Raw genomic sequence first — 16,235 nt, 5'->3', positions numbered from 1 at the left:
CGGACAGACGCGCCGCAGCCGCCGGCTGGACGTTCTTCCGCGCAGACATAGATTTTCCCGAAACTACGGTGTCCATGCGCACAAGCGCTTAGCACTTATCGGCATTCCAGCCGTTTTGGCAGTCCGCCGCCATGCTGATAAACAATTTGGCCGCAATCGCCATGGAGCTTTCGTCAATATCGAATTTGGGATGATGATGCGGATGCGTAATGCCGAGCTCCGGGTTTCCCGCTCCGACAAACATGAAGCAGCCTTTGCGGTGATGCAGGTAATAGGCGAAATCTTCCCCCGCCATAATAAGCGGCGACGTCTGCACCGGGGCTACAGAAGCGCCTGCACGGTAGAAGCGCTCCACCTCGCCGGCATCGTTAACGACCGGCGGATAGCCGAGCTTATACTCTACGGCATGATCGGCGCCGAACATCCGACAGGTTTGCTCGACGTACGTTTCGAGTCTTTCCTTCACCTGCATGCGCAATTCCGGATCGAATGTTCTCACGGTGCCGATCAGCACCGCTTTCTCGGCGATGACGTTAAAGCCGGTGCCGCTGTGGAATGAGCCGACCGACACGACGCAGGGCTGCGTCGGATCGACGCTGCGGCTGACGATCGTTTGCAGGTTGACGACAAGATGCGAAGCGACGGCAATGCTGTCGATCGTTTCATGGGGGAGGCCGCCATGGCCGCCTTTGCCTTTAATTGTAATTTCGAACTCATCCGCGGCGGCCATCATAGCCCCCGGCTTGCTATAAACAGTACCGACAGGAAAGGGTGTCCATAAATGAATGCCGTAGACAAAATCGACGCCTTCCAGCGCGCCTTGTTCTATCATTGCATGAGCCCCTCCGGGACTCAGCTCTTCCGCATGCTGGAACAGAAACACCATATTCCCTTTCCACTCTTCGCGGTGCTCCGCCATAATTTTGGCTACGCCAAGCAAAGTCGCCGTATGCGCGTCGTGACCGCAAGCGTGCATGACGCCTTTTACCTTCGATGCGAACTCACAGGTTTTCTCATCCTGAATCGGCAGCGCGTCCATATCGGCGCGCAGAGCGATCGTCGGACCCTCGGCCCCGCCGCGCAGGCGTCCTACGACGCCGCCTCCGCCGACGCCCGTCTCCACGTCCAAGCCCCATTCCCGCAAATGCCGGGCAACATAGGCCGCCGTTTCCGTCTCCTGATACGAGAGCTCCGGGTGCTGGTGCAAATATCTTCTCCAGCCGACCATTTCCGGATATAACAGATCCACTTTTTGCAGCAAATGTTCCATGGCCATTACCTCCGGTTTCACTTTCTTTTCATTTTACCAAATGCCAAGCTTTCTTACATCCATGTGTCACAAGAATTTCAAATTTTTCTTGAGACTTCGCTTGTACATTTAGCAATAGGCTTGCACAAGTTTGGGAAACATACTATCATGAATAAAGAATTAGATAAAGTTGGACTTGACTTTCTAGGAGGGCTTTAACAAGTGATTATTGAAAACAACGGCTTAAAAGGGCTTAAAAGCGATCTTGCCCATCTGGACGAAGTTACCGCAAAGCTGGGCTTTGTTCGCTGGCAGTGGGAATATTACCGCGCCACTTATGATTTGAAAATTGAAGATAAAGCATCCCATAACGATTACTTCCTGCGCATGAACGCCCGTGTGGAGACCGGTAAGCTGGAGTCGCCCTATGCTATTCTTTACATAGAAGACGTTTACATCGGAAAAGCGACATTCCCGCACGGTCTTGACTACCAATCGCCGATTCCCGATTCGGTGTTGAAAATCGCCCAGCAAAAAATTTCGCAGCTGAAAACCGAATTGTCCGAGTAAAGCGGAGGTCATCATGACTTCCCCACGAAGAGGCACTCCGGATTTTTTGCTGTTATTTTTAACGTTTTTACTCGTTTGTTTCGGTCTGGCTATGGTATTCAGCGCAAGCATGGGATATGTACGAGTTGTACAGATTGATCCGGATACGAAGGTATCGGTTAACGACCCTTCGTACTTGGTTGTGCGACAAGCGATCTTCGTTGCGATGGGTACCGTAGCCATGTTTTTTTGCATGAACATCGATTTTCGCAAGCTGAAAAATTGGGTGCGCCCTTCCTTTATTGCGGTCGTAGTCATGCTGCTGCTCGTTCCCATTATAGGAAGAGAAGTGAACGGCGCCAAAAGCTGGTTTTATATCGGAGGCTTCGGGATACAGCCGGCGGAATTCGCCAAGCTGTCGGTTATTTTATACTTGGCTTCCTTGATATCCAAGAAAGAGGATAAATTCCAGGAGTTCCGCAGCGGGCTGCTCCCGGCGCTGGTCATCGTCGGCTTCATCTCGGCGCTGATCATGCTGCAGCCGGATTTGGGCTCGACGATGATATTGGTTATGTGCTCCGCCATCGTCATTATTGCCGGAGGCGCCAACTTCAAGCACTTGTTCTATCTGGGAACAGCGGGAGCCGCGGCCATTTCGGTAGTTGCCGTCGCGTCTTTGATGAAACCGGGCAAAAACTATCGTCTGGACCGCTTTACGTCCTTTATGAATCCGTGGAACGATCCGCTTGATACCGGATACCATCTGATCCAGTCTTTATATGCGTTCGGCCACGGCGGCTTCACCGGAGCAGGCTTCGGGCAAAGCATCCAAAAGCTGCATTATTTGCCGGAAGCGCACAATGATTTTATTTTTGCTATTATCGGAGAAGAACTGGGATTTCTCGGATCATCGCTATTCCTTTTGATTTATCTCGCTTTTTTATGGCGCGGGCTGTTCATCGCTCTGCGCTGCAGCGATACGTTCGGCACATTGGCGGGAATCGGCATCATCGGGATGATCGGGGTACAAGCCTTGATTAATCTCGGCGGCGTTACCGGCAGCATTCCGCTTACCGGCGTTACACTCCCGCTAATCAGCTATGGGGGATCATCCATGCTGGTGACGTTAGTCAGCATCGGTATTTTGCTCAGCTTATCTCGCGAACATAACAAGCCGGACAAAGAAAACGCAACGAAAAAGAGAGCCTAAGGGCTCTCTTTGTTTGTGTTTGCTCAAGGGTTGTGCGTCTTAGACCGATTCCTGTATGTAGAAAGGGGATTAACCACTCGTCTATGAGTTTGTCCGACGGAGTTGCTTTCGTGCATGGCAAATGAACAATGACTGCCTATTTTGCCGGACAAACTCCTATTTCACACGCTGCGGGTCTTCAATGGCGGCATTCTCTTCTTCACGGAATGCGACGCCTTCCACTTTCACGTTCACTTCCACTACGTTCAAGCCGGTCATGTTCTCCACCGCTTCGCGAACGTTGAGCTGAAGATCATGACAAACCTCTTGAATTTTGCTTCCATAGTGGACGATAACTCGCAAATCGATGGCAGCTTCCACCTGCCCTACTTCGACGGAAACGCCTTTTTGCACATTTTTGCCGCTGAGTCGTTTGGCCAAGCCTTCGGATATTCCTCCCGACATTGCAGCGATCCCAGGAGTCTCCAACGCAGCCAAGCCTGCGATTGTCGAAACGACATCATCGGAAATGCGAATGAGACCTGCTTGAATTTCTTCGGACATACGGATCACTCCTTAATGGGTTATAGTTCCATTGTAATGGCTTCCCGGCCTGAAAGCAAACTTGGCCGAATCTTGGCAAATTGAGCCGATTAGAGCGATTTAACAGCTCCCCCGTCGACATAAAACACAGATCCTGTCATATAGCTGTTGCGCGGCGAAAGCAGGTAAGCGGCTATCGTCGCCAGCTCTTCCGGCTCCCCGTAGCGTCCGAGCGGAATATCCTGCCGCAGCTTCTCCTGTACGGCTTCCAGCGGCACTTGATCCCGTTCTGCCCGGATGGAATCCAGCTCGACGATCCGGTCCGTCATAATTCGGCCGGGACAAACGGTATTGAGCAGAATGCCGTCCGGTGCGAATTCAATCGACAGCGTCTTCATTAAACCGACAACGCCCGTACGCAGCGTATTCGACAGGACAAGCCCGGGAATCGGCGTCTTGACCGAGGTGGAAGCGACGGTCACGATCCGTCCTCCTTGCCGGGCAAGCAGCGGATGGAAGCCGCGGATCAGACGCACGACGCTCATCATATTGCCGAAGAACGCTTTCTCCCATGCCTCATCGTCAAACGATAAGAAGCTTCCGCTCGGCGGCCCTCCCGCATTGCATACTAGCGCGTCGACCGTCTCGAAGCGAGCGGCGGCCGTCTCGACAAGCCTGGCAATATCCCCCGCTTTCCCGACGTCGACAGCCAGCGATTCCACTCTTACGCCGTATCGTTTATGTATGTCGTCCGCCGTCTTCCGAATCGCCTCTTCGCTGCGGCTGCACAGCAGCAGATCGGCTCCTTCCGCCGCCAATTGCTCCGCCACGGCCCTTCCCAAACCTTTGCTGGATGCGGTGACGACCGCCGTTTTTCCCCTCAGCATTAAATCCATTGTACGCACGCTCCTTGGGCTTTTTTTCGAGTTTACATCATCCTAAAATATGGTTATATTAGAATAGGTTTTGCTCATTTAGGTATACTCTACCATAAGAGGTGATCGTTTTGAATCGCATGTTTTCCATCGGGCTGATCGCAAGCTTCGTTCTCAGCGCGCTGGCCCATTACACCGGCATAGCGTCCGCTACAGTGCAGTTTATTATCTCTTGTATCGCCATCGTGTTCGTCGCCGGATTTCTCGGCAAAGCGACGGAAAGCGTGGCTCATTACGCCGGAGAGCGGCTCGGCGGATTTCTGAACGCCACATTCGGCAATGCGGCGGAATTGATCATCGCTATCTTCCTGGTGAAGGACGGCATGTTCGATATCGTCAAAGCGAGCATTACCGGCTCGATCATCGGGAACCTGCTGCTGGTGCTTGGTCTGAGCCTGTTTCTTGGCGGACTCAAATACAAAGAGCAGCATTTCAATGTCAAGCTGGCCAGCCATAACGGCTCGCTGATGACGCTTGCCGTCATCGCTCTATTCGTCCCCGCGGCGTTCGCCAAGAGCTTGACCAACTTCGAGACGTCCAACTTAAGCGTATTGGTTGCATGCATCCTCATCGCGGCTTATTTGCTGTGGTTATATTTCTCGATGGTTACTCATAAAAATGAACTTTCCGACGAAGCCGTCGAGCACGGCGAACCGGCCTGGTCCAAGAAAGCTTCCATTCTGTTCCTGATTATCGCGACGGCCATGGTCGCCTTCACCAGCGAATGGCTGGTCGGCACGCTGGAGACGATTACCCATCAATTCGGTTTGTCCGAGCTGTTCGTAGGCGCCTTCCTGATCGCTATTATCGGCAATGCCGCGGAACATAGCGCAGCGGTGATGATGGCGCGCAAGAACAAAATCGGAGCGGCCGTCGAAATCGCCGTCGGCAGCAGTCTGCAGATCGCGCTGTTCGTCGCTCCCGTTCTCGTGCTCGTCTCGCTGCTCTTCGGCAAAACGATGAACATCGTTTTCAGCACCTTCGAGCTTGTAGCGATCGGCGTGTCCGTCATTATCGCCAAGTCGATCTCCCAGGACGGCACGACCAACTGGTACGAGGGCGTTCTGCTACTCGTCGTTTATTGCATCCTCGGCATCGCCTTTTTCCTGGTGTAATCTTGTAATCCTGCCTCCAAAAAAGAAAAAAGAGTGGCCTTCGATGAAGAAGGCTACTCTTTTTTGTTCAAGGCTTCATATAGCTGTGCCAAGTTGCGCTCGAGCTTAACCAAGATCTGTTTGCCTACATTTTCCGTAATCAGCTCTGCCCTTATGGCAAAATCGATTTCTCTGGACAACCCGTACATTTGTGTATCTAACACCTCTTCATACAGAGGACATTTGCGTGTTGTTAAGTTTTCCATCTGTACTTCGATGAGCTTTTCAATTTTATCGGCATCCTCTTGGAGAAGATGGAGCGCTTTCTGCGATAGGCCAAGTAACAAATCGGATGATGACATCAAGCTTTCCCCCCTGTACGTACGAGTTCATAGCTTAATATTAGTCGAAAATGAACTAATACACAAGAGAGTTGACCACGTAGTTTCGTACTTGCCTTATATTTCCTGCTCAGCACCGCCAACAACGGGCTTTTATAGAACGAATCCCCCAAAAGCGACGCGATTTCCCCGAAGCTTATTCCGTCCGCATCCGGCTTCAACTGGCTCGGCGTCTAACCATTCCGCTGCGATCGTTCTTATAGTTAGACATTACTTTCGGGGGAGCCCGCGGATATCCATAGGAATTTACTGCGCAGCATTTCCTAAACAACAAAAAAACGGCATTTCCATCCTGAAATGGAAATACCGTCGTAGGCAGGTTTAGTCTTGAATGCTGTTGATTTGAAGATTGTGTTTGTTAAACACTTCAGCCATAGCCTTCTTGGCTTCCTCTGCATCCGGACCGTGAACGTGCAGATCGTAATTGCTGCTTGTTAGCAGCGTTGTGAACAAGCCGAGAATACTTTTCACGTCGATGTACTTGTTATCGTACTGTAAAACGATGGACGATCTGAATTTGTTTGCGGTTTGTGAAATTTCTACGATTGCAGCGTTATTGGCACTTGTCATATCTAATCCCTCCATGCGACTACTAGCATTTATCAAAAAGATAAATCGCTTTCTTTTTCATGATACATTGGAAAGGAATAACACGCAACAACTATTTCAAATGTTCCGGGTTCAATCCTTCCAGCTCGGGTATGACGAATCTGCCGTCTTTGCGGATCAGCACGTCGTCGAAGTAAATTTCCCCTCCGCCGTACTCAGGACGCTGGATTAGCACAAGGTCCCAATGAACGGAGGAACGGTTGCCGTTATCCGCCTGCTCATAGGCTTGACCCGGCGTAAAGTGCAGACTTCCGTCGATCTTCTCGTCGAACAGCGTATCCTTCATCGGCGTGGAAATATGCGGGTTGAAGCCAAGGCTGAATTCCCCGATATAACGCGCGCCTTCATCCGAGTTCAAAATTTCGTTCAAACGATCCGTGTCGTTGCAGGAGGCTTCGACGATTTTGCCGTTTTCGAAGCGGAACGTAATGTTCTCGAACGTAATTCCCGCTTTGACGGAAGGCGTATTGTAGCGGATGACCCCGTTAACGGAATCGCGTACCGGAGCGGTGTATACTTCCCCGTCGGGAATGTTGCGGCGGCCGCAGCATTTGACCGAGCCGATGCCTTTGATGGAGAACTGAATGTCCGTTCCCGGAGAAACGATGCGGACGCGGTCGGTCCGGTTCATCAGCTCCTGCAGCGGGTTCATCGCTTCCGACATTTTGGCGTAATCGAGATTGCACACGTCAAAATAAAAGTCCTCGAATTTCGCCGTGCTCATATTCGCCAATTGGGCCATCGACGGGCTCGGATAGCGAAGGACGACCCAGCGGGTTTTCTTCACGCGCTGCTCCAAATGTACCGGCTTGCTGTAATACATTTCGTACAGCTTCATCTGGTCTTTGGGCACGTCGGACATTTCGCTGACGTTGGAGCCGCTGCGAATCGCCACATAGCAGTTCATATCCTTCATCCGCTTCAAATCCATTTCGGCCCAATGCTCGATATGCTCCTTAGTCGCCGATTGCAGCAAAGCGCTCTGCACGGACGGCTCGATCAGCTCCACATAAGGCAGGCCCCCTCTGGCATAAACCTCCTCGACGAGGCATTTAACAATCTCGCGCTCCGCTCCGATCATTTCAATCAGAACTTTTTCGCCGGCCTGCACGTCCAGCGAATAGCCGACAATATTGCGGGCCAGCTGTTGTAAACGGGGATCACGCATGTCCATTCTCCTTTTCGCTTCAAGTTTGTTTCAACTTATTTTATTATTGCCGCTGTCAAACCATTTTTTCTTGTAGATGTTGCCGATGAGAATCAGAACGACAAAAATGAGCAGCAGCAGAAAGAGTCTGCCTTTATTGTGATGAAAATGCAACAAATCATGCCCGATGAGCGATTCCAAAAAAATCATCGGAAATTTGCCGACCATCGTACCGAGCACGAAATCCCGCGTTCTTACCTTCATCACCGCCGCCGCCAAATTGATTCCGAAGGAAGGCAGCACCGGAATGACCCTTGAAACAGCTATGTAAAGAAATCCGTTTTGCTCTAATTTTTGGTTGAATTTCTCGATATAAGCGTATTTTTCAAGCTTTTTCTCCACCCATCCTCTTGCGTAATTGCGAGCCACCAGAAATGTGCTTACAGCCCCCAAGACCGCCATCACATAATTGACGGCAAAGCCGAGCCATAATCCGAAAATCAGCACGTTGGCCCCGGCGACGATGACAAAAGGGATAAACGGCAGCACAGTCTGCAAATAAGCCAGCATCATCCCCGCCACATGTCCTAACAGTCCCCAAGATTGCAAAATGTCGGACAAATGCCTGACATTCCATTCGGCCAAAAAACATACCCCCTTCTTTCATTCTACCATTGTACCACTTTTCCGCTTCATTTCCATATTCGGCGCGCCATTGTCCGCTTTCTTGGAGCAGATATGCAAAATCAGTGAACCACTTGACATAGATAGGCAATTTTTATAGAATTAGAAGTCGAGATGATCGTCTTCCCGGCGACGGGACTCACGATTATGGTGGAGGCATGTGTCACCCTCACTGGTTTCATTGCTGACAAGACAGCGGCTGAGATTCTTGTCAGGTGCCGGACCGTTTCCGGTCTAGGGCTTTGAATGAAATCGGGCATATGTTTCACCCGAGGAAACCACCCACCATTTTATAACCAAAAGGAGCTCATTATACATGGCACGCTACACAGGTCCTAAATTTAAACTTAGCCGTCGTCTGGGTATTTCCCTCAGCGGCACAGGAAAAGAATTGAAACGTCCGTTCCCTCCAGGACAACACGGTCCGGGACAACGTAAAAAAATGAGCGGCTACGGCATTCAGCTGCAAGAAAAACAAAAGCTTCGTCATATGTACGGAGTAAACGAAAAACAATTCCGCAACCTGTTTGACAAAGCAACTAAGCAACAAGGTATCGCGGGCGAAAACTTCATGATCCTGCTTGAAAGCCGTCTGGACAACCTGGTTTACCGTCTTGGCTTCGCTAACTCCCGTGCAGGCGCTCGTCAATTGGTAGCTCACGGCCACGTTACCGTTAACGGTAAAAAAGTGGACATCGCTTCCTACCTTGTGAGCACTGGCGACGTAATCGGCCTTCGCGAAAGAAGCCGCGGCTTGTCTTCCGTTAAAGAAGCTTTGGCAAACCGCAACTACTTGCCGGCTTACCTGGAATTCAACGACGCTTCCGTAGAAGGTAAATACACTCGTCTTCCTGAGCGTTCCGAATTGCCTCAAGAAATTGACGAAAAGCAAATCGTCGAGTTCTACAGCCGTTAATAAAATTAACGCGCAAGATGCTACGACAAAAAGCCCAAAACCACTGTTATCAGCGGTTTCGGGCTTTTTTTATACAATAAACATTGCAATTTAATGCATTATAATGCGCCCATGCTCATCTCAATGCAACCTCCCGACATAATAACACGAACATATACTCCTATTCCACACAGAATAACGAACGAACACTTCCATATTGTATTTAACTTCATATCCGCTATAAATTCAACGATTTCCGTTGAAATTCGGTGATTTTCGTTGTGCCAACAATATGTAGGTGCCCTCATGTATTTCATCTATCGTTCTCCGTTATTTCAAACTTACACTCCAAATAAAGTTCTTATCAGAGTCTTTCTTATTCCATTCTAACCGTGCATTGAGCATGCCACTGTTTTCGTCTAGCATGATTTTTATGAATTCTTTATAATAACAAGGAACCAACTTATTATCTGCTAATGTTTCAATTTCGACCCACCTTGGAATATGCTTCTCAGGCTCTTTGGTAATAAGCTCACCGTGTACTTCATCGGTAACAAAGAAAAATGTTACAGCATGATCGTTGTTACTGTAGTTGATATATGAAACAACTCCTTTAAGAATGGGGCAATGTATCCTTAATCCCGTCTCCTCATCCATTTCTCGAATGCATGCTTCCTCAAGGGTTTCATGGAGCTCCAACCCACCTCCAGGTGGGGTTAATTGATTATAGTTGAAGTAGCTAGGGATCAGCTTTTCCATGAGAACTATATGTCCATCTTTTACTGCAACACATGCAACTCTGGTTCTTATTGACATTGAAATCCCCCCTCAACATTCCACTAACGTTCCTCGTTGGCCCTTTTGAACACAAAGGAGAAAAAATTCTGTCGCACTTTACTTAAGCCAGCCACTCCACATAATTATATGTAAAATTGTGTATTTATACATTATCAAATTTATCTTGAGCGCTGCAAGCATTAAATTAATCTGCCCTTCATTCAATAAGTTCCGTCCAGACCTGCTGACTTGCGAACTTCAATAGCAAAAAAAGCACTCTGCTGAGTGCTTTAATTTATGAGCGTATCTCGTTTATTTAATGAACCGTCCAATCCTTATTCCTAAATCATTTTTGAATGAGACGTTCAAAAATGATCTCGTATGAAGTAGGTTTACCATATCCATTATAGTTTGTCGGTAAAACCTGTACTAATTTCCATCCTTCTTTGGCATTTTCGTCAATTGTTTCTCGATGCTTTGCGGATGTGAAAATTCCACCTAATGATGTTTCTACATATTTGTATTCGTACACTCCAATTGCCACCTCCCTACCATGCTTTTTCACTATGGTACCATATTAACAGAAATAATCCACAAAGCACTTTCCCTCCTTAGTACCATGTGTTCGCTTCTTTAATGCCACCTTTATCTTGGCAAAAGGACGGGTATGGATGGAACTTCACAAAACAAAACATAATGAGCGGAGTGGGGCTAATTGATTTGGCAACGACCGCAAGCCCTTAAATATCAGGGATTTTTGTCGTCAGCGAGTTCTGCAGCCGGTAATCGATGACTTCAAGGCTGCCCTTCATTTTAATGGAAGGCGGCTTTTTGGTTGCTGAAGGGCAAACGGGAGCTCTCTTCCGCTTTGCTTGTCCCCTTCGTTCTTGCAGGCAGCATTCATAAACACTAAAAAAGGCCTCGTCCCGGCTCATCTTGCGATGAACGGGACCCGAGACCTTTCCGTTTATAGCTATGCAACTATCGCGAGCCTATCATGGCTTTAGCGCGTTTACACGAACTTGGCGAGGTAGTAATTACGCTTGCCGCGGCGGATGACGATATATTTACCTTCCATCCCGTCGCCGGCCGTCAGCGCTTTATTCAGATCCGTCACCTTCGCCCCGTTCACGGAAACCGCTCCGCTCTCGATATCCTGCTTCGCCTGGCGCTTCGAAGGCGCCGCTTTGACCGCCAGCAGCAAATCGATCAGCGCAATCTCGCCCGTCACTTCCGCCGAAGGTACATCCTGGAACGCATCCTCGATCTCGCGGCCCGACAGAGTGTCCACGTTGCCGCTGAACAAAACTTCGGAAATTTTAATTGCGCTCAGAGCCGCATCCGCTCCGTGCACAAGTTCCGTTACTTCTTTGGCCAGAACGCGCTGCGCCTCGCGCTTCTCCGGACTTGCGCTCACCTGTTCTTCCAGGCGGGCAATTTCCTCCGGAGCGAGGAAGGTGAAGTATTTGAGGAACTTCACGACATCGTTATCGTGCGTATTGATCCAGAACTGGTAGAACTGGTACGGAGACGTTTTGTCGGCGTCGAGCCAGACCGCGCCTCCGGCCGTTTTGCCGAACTTGGTGCCGTCGCTTTTCGTAACGAGAGGCATCGTCAAGCCGAACGCCTTGTTGCCCGTCGATTTGCCGATCAGCTCCAGACCTGCCGTAATGTTGCCCCACTGGTCGCTTCCTCCCACCTGCAGGGAGCAGTTGATATCGCTGTTCATGCGGAAAAAGTCGTAAGCCTGCAAAATCATGTAGCTGAACTCGGTAAAGGAAATTCCGTTGCTTAAGCGGGAATCCACGCTGTCTTTGGCCAGCATGTAATTGACCGAGAAGTTTTTGCCGATGTCTCGCAGGAAGGTAATGACGTTCAGATCGCCGAGCCAGTTGTAGTTGTTTTCCATCCGTGCCGGATTCACGCTCGAATCGAAATCCAGGAAGCGGGACAGCTGCTTTTTCAGCTTGTCGGTCCACTCAACGACGATATCCTGCGTATTTAACGAACGCTCCGTCGATCTTCCGCTCGGGTCTCCGATGAGCCCGGTGCCGCCGCCTACCAAAGCGATCGGCAAATGCCCCGCCATCTGGAAACGCTTCAAGCATAAAATCGGCAGCAAATGGCCGATATGCAAGCTGTCCGCCGTCGGGTCGAACCCGGCATACAGGACGATAGGCTCTTCGCTGATCTTTTTGGCCAATCCCTCTTCGTCGGTCAACTGATGAATCAATCCTCTGTAATTCAGTTCCTGTAAAATGTCCACAATGCTCTACTCCCTTTCGTAAGTAAAATAAAATACAAAAAGCCCTCTCATCCACAAAGGGACGAGAAGGCTGTTGCTCGCGGTACCACCCTAATTAAAGCATTGATAACGAGGCTTCTTCCGCAGCCGGTATCACCGGGGAAAAAGTCGTATGCTTTCACTTTGAAACGATAACGGGTCAAACCCGGCAGGAAGCTACTTGTTAAGGTCTAACGTTCCCTTCCCCTGCTCCGGACGGTAATTCGAATCAAGGTCAACTGCCGGTTCGCACCACCCACCGGTTCTCTGCAAGCTGAATTCCCGACTCTACTCGCGGCGGCGGCACAGCTCGTTCCTGCCCGGTCGCCAAGTCCTTCAAAGCATTTGTCGTATGCGATTAACCCAAGTTATATCACAAGATGGATTCGATTGTCAAACATGCGTCATTGAATCGTCAGCAACGCCAGTGTCCATGCGATGATCCTTTGTGCTATAATAAACTACGTATGTTTTCCAAAATCGGGAGGATTTTTATCGGCATGGAGATGGAGAAAAAAGAACGTAAGGCCGGAAAGATATTATGGAACATAGGCAAATACACGCTGATCACGCTCAAATGGATGTTCATAGCCGGCATCATTGCGGGATTTCTCGGAGGCGGAGCCGCATTCGGATACGTCTCTGCGCTGGTCAAGGACGACCCTGTCCGCAGCAAAGATTTTATGATGGAGCAAGTACAGGAAAATGCGATGACCGGCTTCGTCTATTTTAACGACGATACCGTAATCGGCCAGCTGCGCTCGGAGGAAGACCGCAGAATGGCCGAGCTGAAGGACATTCCCCAAATTATGCTCGATGCGGTGTTCGCCATCGAGGACAACAATTTTTACGAGCATCACGGCATCGATTTCAGGAGTACGGCGCGAGCGGTCGTACAGAAGCTGTTAAGAGAGAACGTCCAGACCGGCGGCAGCACGATTACCCAGCAGCTTGCCAGACGCGTTTTCTTGTCCCTGGACCGTGAAGACAGCCGGAAAGCGAAGGAAATTTTCCTCGCTCTGCGCATGGAAAGGCTCATGTCCAAGGATGAAATTTTACTTGCTTACTTAAACAAAATTCCTTACGGCAACGGTTCGACAGGCTATAATCTATACGGTATTAAAGCGGCGGCCAAAGGCATTTTCAACATTAACGATCTGCATGATCTCAATATTGCGCAGGCGGCGTATTTGGCCGGTCTGCCGCAGCAGCCGAGCAACTATTCGGCATTCACGAGCAAAGGGCAGTTCGACGGAGCCGCCTTCAAGCGTGCTGTCTCCAGAGCGCAACTGGTGCTGCGCCGGATGCTCGAAGAGGGTAAAATCAACCAGCAGCAGTATCAGGAGGCGCTGAGCTTCGATCTGCAAAGCTCGCTCGCCGAGCCGTCCAAGAAGGCGTATTCCACCTATCCTTATCTTATGATTGAGGTCGAAAAAGAGGCGGCCAAAGCTCTGCTTAAGGCGCAAGATCCGAAGCTTGCGACACAGCCGGATACGGATGCCTACAGTGAAGCGCTGAAAAACGTACAGGCGCAAATGTACCGCGGCGGCTATCATATTTATACGACGATCGACAAAGACATTTACGACGCGATGCATGTCATTTCCGAGAATCCCAAAAACTTTACTCCGGACGATCCGACCAAAGGGGTGGAGCAAATCGGCGCGGTCATGATCGACAACAAAACCGGCGCGATTCTCGGCATGATCGAAGGGCGCGATTTTTTCACGGAACAGCTTAATCATGCGACCCAAGCTTACCGTCAGCCGGGCTCGACCATGAAGCCGATTGCGGCCTATGTGCCGGCGATTGAGAAAGGCGCGATTCAGCCCGCCTCGATCATCGACGACGTTCCGATTATTTTGAAGGACGGCACGAAAGTCGGTTATCACATTCCGGAAAACTGGGATAACCAGTATCACGGCCTGATTACAGCGCGCCGCGCGCTGAACCAGTCGTACAATATTCCGGCCATCAAGCTGTTCATTGATGTCGTCGGCATCAAGAACGCCTGGGATTTCGCCAAAAAGCTCGGCATCACCACCATTTCCCCGGAAGATTACGTCGCCCAAACGGGGGTTATCGGCGGTCTGAAATACGGCGTATCGGTCAAAGAGCTGACCGGCGCTTACGCGGCGATCGCCAACAAAGGCGTTTATAATGAAACGTTTATGATCCGTAAAATTACCGATTCCAACGGAAAAACCGTCTTCGAGCAGGAGTTGAAGCCGACAACGGCGTTCTCCGAGCAGACGGCTTATCTGATGACGGATATGATGCGCACCGTTGTTACCGCAGGGACTGCGACGGATCTGATGAGCAAATTCAAGCATTACGGAAAAATCTCGATCGTCGGCAAAACGGGCTCTACGCAGGATGACGCGGACGCCTGGTATATGGGATATACGCCCGACATTACGCTCGGGGTATGGGCAGGCTATGACTCTCCCGCATACAAGCTGAGCAAAAAAACGGGGGGCACCAACCGCGCCAAAGATATATGGGCGCTTGCCATGGACGCGGCGATCGACAAGAAGCCGGAATATTTCCCGACCAAGCAGTTCAAGCGTCCGGACAATATCGTGGAAATGACGGTATCCAGTTTATCCGGCAAGCTTCCGAGCGAGGCGACGACCAAGGCCGGCAAGCTGGTCACCGATCTGTTCAACAAAAAGGACATTCCGACCGAAGAGGACGATGTCATGGTGAAGCTGCCGATCATTCAATACAACGGCATTAACTATATCGCCCAAGCCGAGACTCCGGCGGAATTCGTGCAGGAGAAGACGGTCATCAAGCGCCAGAAGTCGCTTACTTCGTTAATGCAGGAGCTTCAGGCCGTCGTCGGCAAGCTGCCCAAAGACCGCCAGCATTCGCTGGATGCGTACCGGCCTACCGATTACGAAGATGACGCGCCGTCCGAGACCGATCCTCGTGTCGATGACGGCAAGGCGCCTAGCGCCCCTACGACGGTCGTAGCGACGCATTCGGGCGACACGAGCACGATTACTTTCCAAGCGAGTCCAAGCGAGGATGTCGTCGGTTACAGGCTGTACCGTTCGGTCAATCATGCCTCCTTCCAGCGAGTAGGCAAAGTCGTGGAGGCTGGCACCGAAACGAAATTTACGGACCAGACTTCGGCTTCCGGACCGATCGGCTATTACATTACCGCCGTAGACGTTGCAGGCAAGGAGTCCGTTCCAAGCAAAGGCGCCTATACGGACGGCACCAGCATGGATCTGCTTTTCCTTACGCCGGATGAGAACGGCGGAATCGTACAGGGCGGCAGTCCTGAAGCAGGCAACGATGGAAAAGGTCAAAATCCGAATGAGCCGAATGAGAAAAACGATGGACCGGCCAAGGACATTCCCGCCGCTCCGTCGGGCTTGACGGTCAAATCTAGCGGCGCAGGGATATTGCTGAACTGGAAAGCTAACGCGGATAAAGATAAGGTCAAACAGTACATCGTCTACTACAGCAAAAAAGAAAACGGAGATTATGCAAAGCTGGGCAGCGTCAACAACGCTACTGAATTCAGGTATTACGCATCCGGCTATGAAGGTTACTACAAAATTACCGCCGTCAACGAGCTTGGCGAATCCAAAGCTTCAGCGGCTATCAAATATAAGAAGTAAAGGAACGCCGTGCCGGATCTAATGCGCCGCGGAAGCTCTCCGGTACGAAGAAGCAAAAAAGGATGGTTTACAGGCTCTTGAGACAACGAAGAGCTTCGTAGAACCATCCTTTTTTTGGGCTTGATGCGCCGTATGAAGAGCGCGAGCATAATAAGAAAACCGCTAAAAACACCCTGCTCGAAGGAGAGATCTTAGCGGCTGGCTGCGCTCTATCTCCGGCAGGGTGCTTAACTATTGACCGTTT

The 16,235-nt window shown here is 50.4% G+C and carries 15 protein-coding genes and 1 other annotated feature; of the genes, 5 read left to right on the top strand and 10 right to left on the bottom strand.

Going from position 1 to position 16,235, the window contains the following annotated elements; genetic code table 11:
* Positions 1 to 88: 88 nt before the first annotated feature.
* Complete coding sequence (locus tag SK3146_RS32605; protein WP_375295439.1) at positions 89 to 1,270, bottom strand: amidohydrolase; 1,182 nt, start codon at positions 1,268 to 1,270, stop codon at positions 89 to 91.
* A 201-nt stretch (positions 1,271 to 1,471) separates the two neighbouring features.
* On the opposite strand from SK3146_RS32605, the gene SK3146_RS32600 reads away from it, so the two are divergent.
* Both SK3146_RS32600 and ftsW read left to right on the top strand, forming a co-directional pair.
* On the top strand, positions 1,472 to 1,819 hold the full coding sequence (locus SK3146_RS32600) for a YugN family protein (RefSeq protein ID WP_249862706.1): 348 nt from the start codon (positions 1,472 to 1,474) through the stop codon (positions 1,817 to 1,819).
* 13 nt (positions 1,820 to 1,832) lie between these two features.
* On the top strand, positions 1,833 to 3,008 hold the full coding sequence (ftsW, locus tag SK3146_RS32595; protein WP_249862705.1) for a putative lipid II flippase FtsW: 1,176 nt from the start codon (positions 1,833 to 1,835) through the stop codon (positions 3,006 to 3,008).
* Between the two features lie 156 nt (positions 3,009 to 3,164).
* Here the strand turns inward: ftsW and SK3146_RS32590 are convergent, their stop codons facing one another.
* Together SK3146_RS32590 and SK3146_RS32585 are read right to left on the bottom strand one after the other, a co-directional pair.
* On the bottom strand, positions 3,165 to 3,551 hold the full coding sequence (locus tag SK3146_RS32590; RefSeq protein ID WP_249862704.1) for an Asp23/Gls24 family envelope stress response protein: 387 nt from the start codon (positions 3,549 to 3,551) through the stop codon (positions 3,165 to 3,167).
* 89 nt (positions 3,552 to 3,640) lie between these two features.
* Positions 3,641 to 4,426 (bottom strand): SDR family oxidoreductase, encoded by a 786-nt coding sequence (locus SK3146_RS32585; protein WP_249862703.1) that lies wholly within the window; start codon positions 4,424 to 4,426, stop codon positions 3,641 to 3,643.
* A gap of 119 nt (positions 4,427 to 4,545) precedes the next feature.
* On the opposite strand from SK3146_RS32585, the gene cax reads away from it, so the two are divergent.
* A complete protein-coding gene (gene cax / locus SK3146_RS32580; protein WP_249866510.1) occupies positions 4,546 to 5,580 on the top strand; it encodes a calcium/proton exchanger in 1,035 nt (344 codons plus the stop codon).
* 53 nt (positions 5,581 to 5,633) lie between these two features.
* On the opposite strand, the gene SK3146_RS32575 is transcribed toward cax, so the two are convergent.
* The 4 genes from SK3146_RS32575 to SK3146_RS32560 all read right to left on the bottom strand — a co-directional run bounded on the left by SK3146_RS32575 (position 5,634) and on the right by SK3146_RS32560 (position 8,361).
* A complete protein-coding gene (locus tag SK3146_RS32575) occupies positions 5,634 to 5,921 on the bottom strand; it encodes an Fpa/YlaN family protein (RefSeq protein ID WP_249862702.1) in 288 nt (95 codons plus the stop codon).
* A gap of 360 nt (positions 5,922 to 6,281) precedes the next feature.
* Positions 6,282 to 6,530 (bottom strand): HPr family phosphocarrier protein, encoded by a 249-nt coding sequence (locus tag SK3146_RS32570; protein ID WP_249862701.1) that lies wholly within the window; start codon positions 6,528 to 6,530, stop codon positions 6,282 to 6,284.
* Between the two features lie 91 nt (positions 6,531 to 6,621).
* The gene (locus tag SK3146_RS32565; RefSeq protein WP_249862700.1) at positions 6,622 to 7,737 is read right to left on the bottom strand and encodes an aminopeptidase; all 1,116 of its coding nucleotides are present in this window, start codon (positions 7,735 to 7,737) and stop codon (positions 6,622 to 6,624) included.
* 30 nt (positions 7,738 to 7,767) lie between these two features.
* Complete coding sequence (locus SK3146_RS32560) at positions 7,768 to 8,361, bottom strand: TVP38/TMEM64 family protein (protein WP_249862699.1); 594 nt, start codon at positions 8,359 to 8,361, stop codon at positions 7,768 to 7,770.
* Between the two features lie 355 nt (positions 8,362 to 8,716).
* Between SK3146_RS32560 and rpsD the strand changes: the two genes are divergently transcribed.
* A complete protein-coding gene (rpsD, locus tag SK3146_RS32555; protein ID WP_249862698.1) occupies positions 8,717 to 9,316 on the top strand; it encodes a 30S ribosomal protein S4 in 600 nt (199 codons plus the stop codon).
* A gap of 309 nt (positions 9,317 to 9,625) precedes the next feature.
* On the opposite strand, the gene SK3146_RS32550 is transcribed toward rpsD, so the two are convergent.
* The 3 genes from SK3146_RS32550 to tyrS all read right to left on the bottom strand — a co-directional run bounded on the left by SK3146_RS32550 (position 9,626) and on the right by tyrS (position 12,341).
* Positions 9,626 to 10,111 carry an NUDIX hydrolase gene (locus SK3146_RS32550; protein WP_249862697.1) on the bottom strand — a complete coding sequence of 162 codons (486 nt, stop codon included), beginning with the start codon at positions 10,109 to 10,111 and terminating at the stop codon, positions 9,626 to 9,628.
* Between the two features lie 307 nt (positions 10,112 to 10,418).
* Positions 10,419 to 10,604 (bottom strand): DUF4177 domain-containing protein, encoded by a 186-nt coding sequence (locus tag SK3146_RS32545; RefSeq protein ID WP_249862696.1) that lies wholly within the window; start codon positions 10,602 to 10,604, stop codon positions 10,419 to 10,421.
* 480 nt (positions 10,605 to 11,084) lie between these two features.
* Complete coding sequence (gene tyrS / locus SK3146_RS32540; RefSeq protein WP_283942853.1) at positions 11,085 to 12,341, bottom strand: tyrosine--tRNA ligase; 1,257 nt, start codon at positions 12,339 to 12,341, stop codon at positions 11,085 to 11,087.
* 51 nt (positions 12,342 to 12,392) lie between these two features.
* Positions 12,393 to 12,672: a binding site (T-box leader), on the bottom strand.
* A gap of 184 nt (positions 12,673 to 12,856) precedes the next feature.
* Here tyrS and SK3146_RS32535 point away from each other — a divergent pair.
* Positions 12,857 to 15,991 carry a transglycosylase domain-containing protein gene (locus SK3146_RS32535; RefSeq protein ID WP_249862694.1) on the top strand — a complete coding sequence of 1,045 codons (3,135 nt, stop codon included), beginning with the start codon at positions 12,857 to 12,859 and terminating at the stop codon, positions 15,989 to 15,991.
* Positions 15,992 to 16,235 lie beyond the last annotated feature (244 nt).

Source organism: Paenibacillus konkukensis (assembly GCF_023523925.1).
Classification (GTDB): domain Bacteria; phylum Bacillota; class Bacilli; order Paenibacillales; family NBRC-103111; genus Paenibacillus_S; species Paenibacillus_S doosanensis.
Note: the sequence above shows the minus strand (reverse complement) of the source record. Positions and strands in the feature narration are given on the sequence as shown.

What these genes read in the sequence shown, in the direction of transcription:
- SK3146_RS32605 (WP_375295439.1), bottom strand. Translation starts at nt 1,270, where the DNA reads ATGGAACATTTGCTGCAAAAAGTGGATCTGTTATATCCGGAAATGGTC.
- SK3146_RS32570 (WP_249862701.1), bottom strand. Translation starts at nt 6,530, where the DNA reads ATGACAAGTGCCAATAACGCTGCAATCGTAGAAATTTCACAAACCGCA.
- SK3146_RS32565 (WP_249862700.1), bottom strand. Translation starts at nt 7,737, where the DNA reads ATGCGTGATCCCCGTTTACAACAGCTGGCCCGCAATATTGTCGGCTAT.
- SK3146_RS32590 (WP_249862704.1), bottom strand. Translation starts at nt 3,551, where the DNA reads ATGTCCGAAGAAATTCAAGCAGGTCTCATTCGCATTTCCGATGATGTC.
- SK3146_RS32585 (WP_249862703.1), bottom strand. Translation starts at nt 4,426, where the DNA reads ATGGATTTAATGCTGAGGGGAAAAACGGCGGTCGTCACCGCATCCAGC.
- rpsD (WP_249862698.1), top strand. Translation starts at nt 8,717, where the DNA reads ATGGCACGCTACACAGGTCCTAAATTTAAACTTAGCCGTCGTCTGGGT.
- cax (WP_249866510.1), top strand. Translation starts at nt 4,546, where the DNA reads ATGTTTTCCATCGGGCTGATCGCAAGCTTCGTTCTCAGCGCGCTGGCC.
- SK3146_RS32550 (WP_249862697.1), bottom strand. Translation starts at nt 10,111, where the DNA reads ATGTCAATAAGAACCAGAGTTGCATGTGTTGCAGTAAAAGATGGACAT.
- SK3146_RS32535 (WP_249862694.1), top strand. Translation starts at nt 12,857, where the DNA reads ATGGAGATGGAGAAAAAAGAACGTAAGGCCGGAAAGATATTATGGAAC.
- SK3146_RS32575 (WP_249862702.1), bottom strand. Translation starts at nt 5,921, where the DNA reads ATGTCATCATCCGATTTGTTACTTGGCCTATCGCAGAAAGCGCTCCAT.
- ftsW (WP_249862705.1), top strand. Translation starts at nt 1,833, where the DNA reads ATGACTTCCCCACGAAGAGGCACTCCGGATTTTTTGCTGTTATTTTTA.